The sequence below is a fragment of the Legionellales bacterium genome (assembly GCA_026125385.1).
Classification (GTDB): Bacteria; Pseudomonadota; Gammaproteobacteria; order JAHCLG01; family JAHCLG01; genus JAHCLG01.
Genome location: JAHCLG010000029.1, coordinates 24318 through 34309, shown reverse-complemented (window position 1 = coordinate 34309; position 9992 = coordinate 24318). Strand labels below are relative to the sequence as shown.

The 9992-nt window shown below is 42.2% G+C and carries 8 protein-coding genes, 1 other RNA gene and 1 CRISPR repeat array; all 9 genes read left to right on the top strand.

Translation table 11 applies throughout. From position 1 onward, the window contains the following. Nucleotides 1-48: 48 nt before the first annotated feature. A CRISPR array of direct repeats spans nucleotides 49-478; the repeat unit is 32 nt; unit sequence GTCGCACCCCACGCGGGTGCGTGGATTGAAAC. A gap of 123 nt (nucleotides 479-601) precedes the next feature. The 9 genes from KIT27_10215 (at nucleotide 602) to mraY (ending at nucleotide 9985) form a co-directional block, all read left to right on the top strand. After that, on the top strand, nucleotides 602-1783 hold the full coding sequence (locus KIT27_10215; protein MCW5590016.1) for an NAD(P)/FAD-dependent oxidoreductase: 1182 nt from the start codon (nucleotides 602-604) through the stop codon (nucleotides 1781-1783). A gap of 198 nt (nucleotides 1784-1981) precedes the next feature. After that, nucleotides 1982-2361, top strand: an RNA gene (gene rnpB, locus KIT27_10210) — RNase P RNA component class A. 262 nt (nucleotides 2362-2623) lie between these two features. Further along, the gene (gene mraZ, locus KIT27_10205) at nucleotides 2624-3085 is read left to right on the top strand and encodes a division/cell wall cluster transcriptional repressor MraZ (GenBank protein ID MCW5590015.1); all 462 of its coding nucleotides are present in this window, start codon (nucleotides 2624-2626) and stop codon (nucleotides 3083-3085) included. Next, nucleotides 3085-4020, top strand: a complete 936-nt coding sequence (rsmH, locus tag KIT27_10200) for a 16S rRNA (cytosine(1402)-N(4))-methyltransferase RsmH (protein ID MCW5590014.1) — start codon at nucleotides 3085-3087, stop codon at nucleotides 4018-4020. The genes mraZ and rsmH overlap by 1 nt, the downstream gene beginning before the upstream one ends. Further along, nucleotides 4017-4358 carry a cell division protein FtsL gene (ftsL, locus tag KIT27_10195; GenBank protein ID MCW5590013.1) on the top strand — a complete coding sequence of 114 codons (342 nt, stop codon included), beginning with the start codon at nucleotides 4017-4019 and terminating at the stop codon, nucleotides 4356-4358. The genes rsmH and ftsL overlap by 4 nt, the downstream gene beginning before the upstream one ends. A 5-nt stretch (nucleotides 4359-4363) precedes the next feature. After that, nucleotides 4364-6067, top strand: coding sequence for a penicillin-binding protein 2 (locus KIT27_10190; GenBank protein ID MCW5590012.1), 1704 nt, complete (start codon nucleotides 4364-4366; stop codon nucleotides 6065-6067). Continuing rightward, entirely contained in the window at nucleotides 6064-7566 is a 1503-nt protein-coding gene (locus tag KIT27_10185; protein ID MCW5590011.1) for a UDP-N-acetylmuramoyl-L-alanyl-D-glutamate--2,6-diaminopimelate ligase, read from the top strand. The genes KIT27_10190 and KIT27_10185 overlap by 4 nt, the downstream gene beginning before the upstream one ends. Further along, complete coding sequence (locus tag KIT27_10180) at nucleotides 7544-8899, top strand: UDP-N-acetylmuramoyl-tripeptide--D-alanyl-D-alanine ligase (protein MCW5590010.1); 1356 nt, start codon at nucleotides 7544-7546, stop codon at nucleotides 8897-8899. Before KIT27_10185 ends, KIT27_10180 begins: the two co-directional genes overlap by 23 nt. A 3-nt stretch (nucleotides 8900-8902) precedes the next feature. Beyond that, entirely contained in the window at nucleotides 8903-9985 is a 1083-nt protein-coding gene (gene mraY, locus KIT27_10175; protein MCW5590009.1) for a phospho-N-acetylmuramoyl-pentapeptide-transferase, read from the top strand. The last annotated feature ends 7 nt before the right edge of the window (nucleotides 9986-9992 follow it).

The window sequence follows — 9992 nt, the reverse complement described above, 5'->3', positions numbered from 1 at the left end:
GCGTGGTTTGCAACCTGGTTCTACCTCCTCAACTATTCTTACATTAAAGTCGCACCCCACGCGGGTGCGTGGATTGAAACAAGAATGAGACGGTTACGGCGTTAAACCTGAGTGCGTCGCACCCCACGCGGGTGCGTGGATTGAAACATGATGATGCAGAAATCGATCAATTAAATTCCAAGTCGCACCCCACGCGGGTGCGTGGATTGAAACCGGAAATTAAAAACATCAATCTCTGGAAATGAAAGTCGCACCCCACGCGGGTGCGTGGATTGAAACTCTGATGTCATCATCCATCATCATTTTTGCAACGGTCGCACCCCACACGGGTGCGTGGATTGAAACTATCAATAATATCGCGAGCCTCTGTGGGATGACACGTCGCACCCCACGCGGGTGCGTGGATTGAAACATTGAAATGTGCAAAAAAACTGTCATAAGACGGTGTCGCACCCCACGCGGGTGCGTGGATTGAAACGATACTGTAATTTAATCAAACTAATGAGTGTAGATTGGAGTTTGTACGCTAGTCTAAAATTCATTCCGATGGTTCAAAAAATCCACTCCCCTTTTTTTCTCACTTTCAGATATACTTGCCGCCATGATGAAGGTTGATGTTTTAATTATTGGAGCGGGTGCGGCGGGTTTGATGTGCGCTAAAGAAGCAGCGAGTCGGGGACGACGAGTGCTGCTGATTGATCACGCTAATAAAGCGGGTAAGAAAATTTTAATGTCGGGAGGCGGGCGTTGTAATTTTACTAATTTGCACGTCACACCTGAAAACTATATTTCGCATAATCCACATTTTTGTAAATCGGCATTAAGTCGCTATACATCAGAAGATTTTATTAAACTCGTTAAAAAACATCGCATTCCTTTTCATGAAAAAACCTTAGGACAATTATTTTGCGACAATAAATCAAAAGATATTTTAAACATGTTGCTTGCTGAATGTGAGGCGGTAAACGTTACCTTAAAATTAATGGTGACAGTGAATAAAATTAGCTTTCCCAGTCCAGATGGTTTTACTGTTGATACAACGCTTGGAAAAATAAATTGTGAATCATTAGTCATTGCAACAGGTGGATTATCTATTCCCTCGATGGGAGCAACTCCCTTCGGTTATCATGTGGCAGAACAATTTAATATTCCCGTTTGGCCCACGCGTGCGGGTTTGGTGCCTTTTACTTTACAACCTGCCGATAAAGAACGGTTTTCCGCCTTGACTGGAATAGCGCAAGATTGTGAAGTGACTTGTCAACAACAAACATTTCGTGAAGCATTACTTTTTACCCATCGTGGCTTAAGTGGTCCAGCTATGCTGCAAATTTCTTCGTATTGGCAACCTAGCGAAACATTAACTATTAATCTATTACCACAACATAATTTACTTGAAATACTTAAATTAGCGCAAAAAGCCCGTCCCAATGCTACATTAAAAACTATTTTAAATTTATATTTCCCGAAGCGCCTAGTTGAGGTTTGGCTGGGTGACGAATGGGAAAATAAAATATTACAGGCATTAAACCAAGAAAAATTACAACGCATTGCCCATCTATTTCAACGCTGGCAAATTAAACCTAATGGCACGGAAGGCTATCGCACCGCAGAAGTCACTTTAGGTGGTGTGGATTGCAATGCGATTTCCTCTAAAACATTTGAAGCTAATAATACGCCTGGATTATATTTTATTGGTGAAGTGTTGGATATAAGTGGCTGGCTTGGTGGTTATAATTTTCAATGGGCATGGGCATCTGGCTATGCTGCAGGTCAAGTCGTATAAGGGTGTTGTCATATGGTGGTACTGGTGATTTAGAGGGGCATCTGGCTATGCTGCAGGTCAAGTCGTATAAGAGCCTATTCAGAATCTCCAAACTTGACTATCAACAACAGACTCCTGACTTAACCTTGAAGAATTTTAACAGGCGCTCCAGTAAAATTGTATTTACTTAAGAACTTCGCTACAATCACGCTTCGCTGACAAGTTGGCTGAGTGATCGCTCTGGTTTTATTGCAAAATAAATCCAGGGAGGAAAGTCCGGGCACCATCGGGCAGAGTGCCAGGTAACGCCTGGGAGGCGCAAGCCTACGGAAAGTGCCACAGAAATGATACCGCCTGTTTGTTCATTCGTGAATAATGGGGTAAGGGTGAAATGGTGCGGTAAGAGCGCACCGCGCTGCTGGTAACAGCAGTGGCAGGGTAAACCCCACTTGGTGCAAGACCGAATAGGAACATCGATTATTTTAATAATCAAGCATGCCCATGCTGTGTTCGGGTAGGTCGCTTGAGGTGTTTGGTGACAAACATCCCAGATTAATGATTACTCTCGACAGAACCCGGCTTATAGGCCAACTTGTTAGGGTTTTTTCCCATTATATTTTGTGATTTTTTACTTTTTCTAAAATTCGCCTACAAACGGTGAAGCCTGCTTAAAATTTTAATCGTGTGATCCCCTGTTTTTTCCAGTGTTTATCAACCTGTTATAGCGTTTTTCCGCAAGTGCTATGCGAAATTAGCTATTCGTGGGATTGCTTGCTTGACAGATTACAGATAGTGCGTCTATAGTGTAAGAAAGTGGTAGAAAGTGGGCAAAAGTGGTAAGCAGGCGGCAGGGTTGTTTCAATGTATCGAGGAATCAACACAATCAATCTGGATGCGAAAGGTCGCTTAACTATTCCGACTCGCTATCGTGAACGCCTCCAAGAGACTTGCTCTGGAGTGATTGTGGCGACAATCGATACGGAAGCACCCTGCTTATTGCTCTATCCATTACCCGAGTGGGAAGCGATTGAGGCAAAAATTTCAGCGCTTTCGAGCTTCAATAAATCCACTCGCCGTATTCAACGTTTGTTAATTGGTCATGCGACTGAGTTAGAAAGCGATGGTACGGGACGGGTATTAATCCCACCCCCTTTACGCCAATATGCGAATTTAGATAAACACGTCGTGTTAGTGGGGCAAGGTAAAAAGTTTGAATTATGGGATGAAACCCAGTGGAATGATTCCCGTGATCAATGGTTGCGTGATGGTAGTGATATGAATGGGGAAGATATTCCCGATGATTTGAAGAATTTATCGTTGTAATGAAAAAAGATGTCGCACATAAAACAGTATTATTAGACGAAGCCATTGAGTATTTAAATGTGCGCGCCGAGGGTATTTATATTGATGCGACATTTGGTCGCGGCGGCCATAGCCGCAAGATTTTGCAATATTTGCAGGGTTCAGGAAAATTATTAGCCTTTGATAAAGATCCTGAGGCCGAAAAAAATGCCAATGAATTAGCGCAAGCTGATAAACGATTTAGTTTTGTGCGGGGTTCTTTTACCCAATTATTAAAAGAATGCGAGGCGCGAAACTGGATGGAGAAAATTACAGGGATTATTTTTGATCTCGGTGTTTCTTCTCCACAATTAGACGATGCGCTAAGAGGATTTAGTTTTTTACGTGATGGACCGCTCGATATGCGTATGGATCCATCACAAGGACAGAGTGTGAAAGACTGGCTTGCCGAAGTGAAGTTAGAAACACTCATCACTGTTTTACGAACTTATGGGGAAGAGCGTTACGCAAAACGCATCGCGCAAGCGATTATTAACGAGAGGGGGAAGGAACCGATCACGACAACGGCGTGTTTAGCAGCAATTATTGCTAAAGCGCATCCCAACTGGGAGCCTGGGAAACACCCAGCGACGTTGAGTTTTCAAGCCTTGCGAATTTTCATCAATCGGGAGTTGGAGGAAATCGAGCAAGGTCTAGCACAAAGTTTACAAGTGTTAGCGTCAAGAGGGAGGTTAGTCGTGATCAGTTTCCATTCGTTAGAAGATCGCATCGTCAAACGATTTATGCGTGATGAAAGTAAGGGTGATAATTTTCCGGCAGATTTGCCGATTACGGAGGATATGCTGGTGCCGCGATTGCAGATTATTGGTAAAGCAATTCGGCCTGGCCAATTAGAAATAGACAATAACCCCCGTGCACGAAGCGGGGTCATGCGGGTGGCGGAGAAATTGCAATGAATGCAGCAGCAAAAGCGTTAGCTCACAGCGATTGGAATCAGGGAAACGTGTTTAGTTTACATTTAACCAAACGCGGTATGCTCGTGTTAATGTTAGCACTTATCGTCTTAGTTTCGGCGGTGAGTGTGATTTATGTGAAAACATTAAATCGTCGTTTATTCAGCGAACTGCAAACCGAGCAACAACTGCACGATCAATTACAAGTGCGTTGGGGACAATTGTTATTGGAGCAAAGCACCTGGGCCACGCAAGCACGTGTGCAAAAAATTGCAACAGAAGAGTTGCATATGATAGCGCCAACATCTAATAATATCGTCATTGTCACACAACAGGATTAACAAAATTGTCGAAGTCTGGCAGCGCCACTCATTACCGGTGGCGTTATTTTTTTGTGATATTTATTGTCTTATTAGCATTAGGCGCTGTGGTCGCGCGAGTGGCTTATCTTTCTGTTTATCGCCGACAATTTTTATTATCGCAAGGGGATGCTCGTACCTTAAGAACCATCGCAATTCCAGCATTACGCGGCATGATTACCGATCGTAATGGTTATCCATTAGCCGTTAGCGTGCCGGTGGAATCCGTGTGGATCGATCCCAAACAATTTTCTCCCACACCTGAAGCATTAATACAAATTGCTAATTTATTGGAATTAAATTTAGCGGATTTAAAAAGCGATCTCAAACAAAATAGTGAACGCGAATTTTTATATTTAAAACGTCGCATTGATCCATGGCTTGCTAAAAAAGTACAAGGATTAAAAATTCCAGGATTATATTTACGCAGTGAATTTCGCCGCTATTATCCTGAAGGACAAGTCGATGCGCATGTCTTAGGTTTTACCAATGTCGATGATCAAGGGCAAGAAGGTTTAGAATTAGCTTTTAATTCTTGGTTAGAAGGTATTCCTGGAAAAAAACGCGTACTAAAAGATCGTTACGGCAATATTGTAGGCGATGTCGAAAATATTCGCGATCCACGTCCGGGGCATCCTTTGGTATTAGCCATTGATCGACGCATTCAATATTTAGCCTATAAAGCATTGCAAAATTGTGTGGAAGAATATAATGCGGTGGCAGGTTCAGTCGTTGTGCTGAATACTAAAACCGGCGAAATTCTAGCAATGGTAAACCAACCTTCTTTTAATCCCAACTCCGATATTACTAATGTCACCAGTGCATTTCGCAATCGCGCGGTAACCGATGTGTTTGAGCCAGGTTCTACCATGAAAGCATTCAGTATTGCCAGTGCGCTCGATAGTGGAAAATATACGCCGGATTCAAAAATCGATACTGGCAAAGGCTGGATTGTGATTGGACGTCACACCATTAACGACGATTATCACAATCTTGGAGTGATTGACGTGCGCACCGTTATGAAAAAATCCAGTAATGTCGGTGTGGCCAAAATGACTTTATCACTGCCGCCAGAACAATTATGGAATTTATTGCATCGATTCGGTTTTGGTCAACGTACGCGCAGTGGTTTTCCTGGTGAGCGATCAGGCTCGTTAGTGAATCATCGAGTGTGGCGCCCTATTAGTCTTGCAACACTTGCTTTCGGTTACGGTGTTTCTGTCACTACCTTGCAATTAGCGCATGCTTATTCCGTGATTGCTAATGGTGGGATTAAAATTCCTGTTACTTTTTTACGCGTGGATAAAGCACCGCAAGGCGAGCGCGTATTAAATGCAAAAATTTCAGCAGAAGTATTAAGCATGTTAGAAGGTGTGGTGAATGGTAAAGATGGTACGGGTTCATTAGCACAAATACCAGGATATCATGTCGCCGGAAAAACGGGTACCGCGCGTTTAGCAGGACCGGGTGGTTATATGAAAGGTCACTACATGGCGTCGTTCGTGGGAATAGCACCGGCGACGAATCCGCAATTAATTGTCGCTGTGGTCATTCGTGATCCGCATAAAAAAGGATTTTATTTTGGCGGTCAAATTGCCGCCCCAACGTTTTCCAAAATCATGGCGGGTGCGCTGCGAATTCTAGATATTCCGCCAGATAATGATAACACTGTTAATGAGGTAAAACCGTGAAACTCAGTGAATTATTACGTAACGTATTACCACTTCCCAGTCATTACGATATTGAATTTCAAGATTTAACGAGTGACAGTCGTGAGGTTAAACAGAGTGATGTTTTTATTGCGCTCGCTGGAAAAAATACGCAAGGTAAGCAGCACATCGAAGAAGCCATCGCTAAAGGTGCGGTTTGTGTGTTGTGCGATGCGCCCGAAAATCGCATTTTAGAAACGCAAAATTCTCAGCAACATATCATCCCGATTATTCATATTTGTGGTTTAGAAAAACGTTTAAGTCAAATCGCTGCCCATGCTTATGGTTATCCCAGCGAAAAATTAACCATTATTGGTATTACCGGTACTAATGGTAAATCTTCCTGTAGTCATTTAATTGCTCGTGCCTTGAATCAACTTAATCAAAAAGCCGTAGTCATTGGCACGCTCGGCAATGGCGATCCTGATAATTTACAAGCTTCGCAATTTACAACCCCAGAGCCTATTCAATTACAGCGCTTATTAGCAGAATATGTAAAGCAGCAAGTAAAATACGTAGCGATGGAAGTTTCGTCACATGGACTGGCGTTAGGGCGTGTGGAAAATATTCATTTTCCTATTACAGTATTTACTAATTTAACACGCGATCATTTGGATTTTCACCAAACTATGGAAGCTTATGCTCAAGCAAAATTAATGTTATTTCAACGTCCACACATTCATCATGCCATTATTAATCGCGACGATCCTTTTTCAAAAAAAATCAAATTGGAATTGGCGCGCGGGGTGAATATTATTGACTATGGTTTAACAGAAAATACCGCCGGACTTGCGGTGAAAAATTTTCAATTATCCGCGCGAGGTATTGAGGCCGAAATCATTATTAATAATGAAATCCACGTATTAAAAAGTCCATTATTAGGTCGTTTTAATCTTTATAATTTATTAGCGATTTTAGGTGTGTTATTGAGTTTAAACGTGACACCTAGTCAAGCACTGACAGTATTGCCACAATTGCCCACCATTCCTGGACGTATGCAAGCCATTCATGCCGAAGGATTGCCAACTGCCGTAGTAGATTACGCACACACTCCCGATGCCTTAGCCAATGCGTTATCTACTTTAGCGGATTTAAAACAAGCAGGAAAATTGTGGTGTGTGTTTGGTTGCGGTGGTGATAGGGATCGAGGAAAACGCGCGCCGATGGCGGTTATTGCAGAACAATATGCCGATCATATTGTGGTTACCGATGACAATCCTCGTCAGGAAGATCCGCAAAAAATTATTAAAGATATTTGCCAAGGATTTCGCGATATGAAAAAAGTAACGATAAAAGCTGATCGTGCACGCGCCATTCATTTCGCTTATACTCAAGCGCAGCCGCAAGATATTGTGTTGATTGCGGGTAAGGGGCATGAAAATTATCAAATCATCGGGCAAAAACGCCTTCCGTTTAGCGATGTAGAGGTTGTGCAAACCCTAATAAAAGAGGTTAAAGATGGGATTATCACTAAAGCTTAGTCAGTTAGCCGCGATTTGTCAGGGGCAGGTTGTTGGCAACGATATAAACATCGAACATATCACCATTGATACACGCGAGTTAAAACCGCATCATACTTTTTTAGCGTTACAAGGTGAAGTATTCGATGGCCATAATTTTATTCAAGAGGCTCAAGCGCGAGGGGCCAATGCACTCATTGTTGAAAAAAAAATAACCACGACTTTACCTTATTTATTAGTAAAAAATACTCGCCAAGCGTTGGGAAAAATAGCGGCTTTTCATCGTCAGCAATTTTCAATTCCGCTGATAGCACTTACAGGCAGTTGTGGCAAGACAACCACACGCGCCTTGCTAGCCTCAATTTGCCAATCCGTTGCACCAACCCTCTCTAGCATTAAAAGTTTTAATAATGATATAGGTGTGCCATTAACCTTACTTAATTTAAATTCTACCCATCACTATGCCGTGTTAGAAATGGGAATGAATCATTTTGGCGAAATTGCCTATCTCACTCAACTTGCACAACCCAGCGTGGCGATGATTTTAAATGTGGGGCCTGTGCACTTAGAAGCGGTTAACAATGAAGAAGGGGTTGCACGCGCTAAAGGTGAAATTTTTCAAGGATTGACTCAACAGGGTGTCGCCGTACTCAATGCCGATAGCGAATTTGTGCCGTATTGGAAAACCTTATTAACGGGTCAATCCATAATAACGTTTGGTTTTCATCCTCAAGCAATGGTGAGAGCTCATCATATTCAACTAATCCCAAACCAGGGATATACTTTTTTAGTGACTACTCCAGCAGGTGAGACAGAAATTCATTTACCTTTATACGGCGAACACAATATTCATAATGCCCTTGGTGCAATTGCGGCGGCGTTAGCAGTAAATATCGATTTAACGGCGATTCAACACGGTTTAAGCAACGCCACGCCAGAAAAACAACGCTTAGTAAAAAAAATAGCGCGTTCTGGTGCGGTGGTGATTGACGATACCTATAATGCCAACCCGCAATCGATTCGCGCAGCCATTGATGTCTTAGTCACCGAAAATCCTGGATTCACCAAAGTATTAGTATTAAGCGATATGAAAGAATTAGGCGAGAATGCGCTGCGTTATCATCAAGAAATTGGCGAATATGCTCTAGCACGTGGGGTAGATCAATTTTATGCTTGCGGGGAACTCATGCAACAGGCAGTAAAAGCGTTTGGGACTAATGCGCAATTTTTTCAGCACCGTCAAGATTTAATTCAGGCACTACAACAACTCGATAACTCGCACATGATATTAATTAAAGGTTCGCGCTCGACGCACATGGAACACATTGTTACTGCTTTAACGGAAGAGGAATAAAACATGTTGCTGTGGCTATTTGAATATTTGCAACGCTTTTATCATGGTTTTCAAGTATTCCATTATTTAACCTTGCGCGGTGTATTAGGTGTTTTAACTTCTTTAGCCATTGCGCTTTTATTGGGTCCTGTCGTCATTCGTCGTTTAACTTATTATAAAGTAGGTCAACAAATTCGTGATGATGGGCCGCAAACGCATTTAAGCAAGGCTGGCACACCAACGATGGGTGGGGCATTAATTTTAATCGCTGTAACAAGCTCAACATTATTATGGGCAAATTTAAATAATTTATACGTCTGGTTAGTATTATTAGTCACTATTGGCTTTGGGATAATAGGCTGGGTAGATGATTATCGCAAAATGATTTTAAAAAATTCTAAAGGCTTAGCGGCGCGATGGAAATATACGTGGCAATCGGTGATTGGATTAATCGCGGCATTTATTTTATTTTTTTATGCAAGCTCTCCCACAGCAACGTCATTATTAATTCCTTTTTTCAAAGAAGCGATGATCCCGCTGGGTGCTTTTTTTATTGTGTTAACTTATTTTGTCATTGTCGGTGCGAGTAATGCGGTTAATCTCACCGATGGACTCGATGGCCTGGCGATTTTACCTTGTGTATTAGTAGCCGGCGCATTGGCGATTTTTGCCTATGTATCTGGCAATATTGAATTTGCCAAATATTTACAAATTCCGTATGTAGCAGGCAGTGGCGAAATAATGATTATTTGCGCTTCGATTGTGGGTGCTGGACTCGGTTTTTTATGGTTTAACACCTATCCTGCACAAGTTTTTATGGGCGATATCGGCTCACTGGCATTAGGTGCTTGTTTAGGTTTAATGGCGGTGATTGTTCGTCAAGAATTAGTCTTTTTTTTAATGAGCGGCGTGTTTGTGATGGAAACCATTTCGGTGATTTTACAAGTTGCTTCTTTTAAAATGACCGGACGTAGAATATTTCGCATGGCACCTCTTCATCATCATTTTGAATTAAAAGGATGGCCTGAACCCAGAGTGATTGTGCGCTTTTGGATTGTGACCGTTATTCTAGTATTAATAGGGTTAGCCACGTTAAAATTACGTTAATGACAAG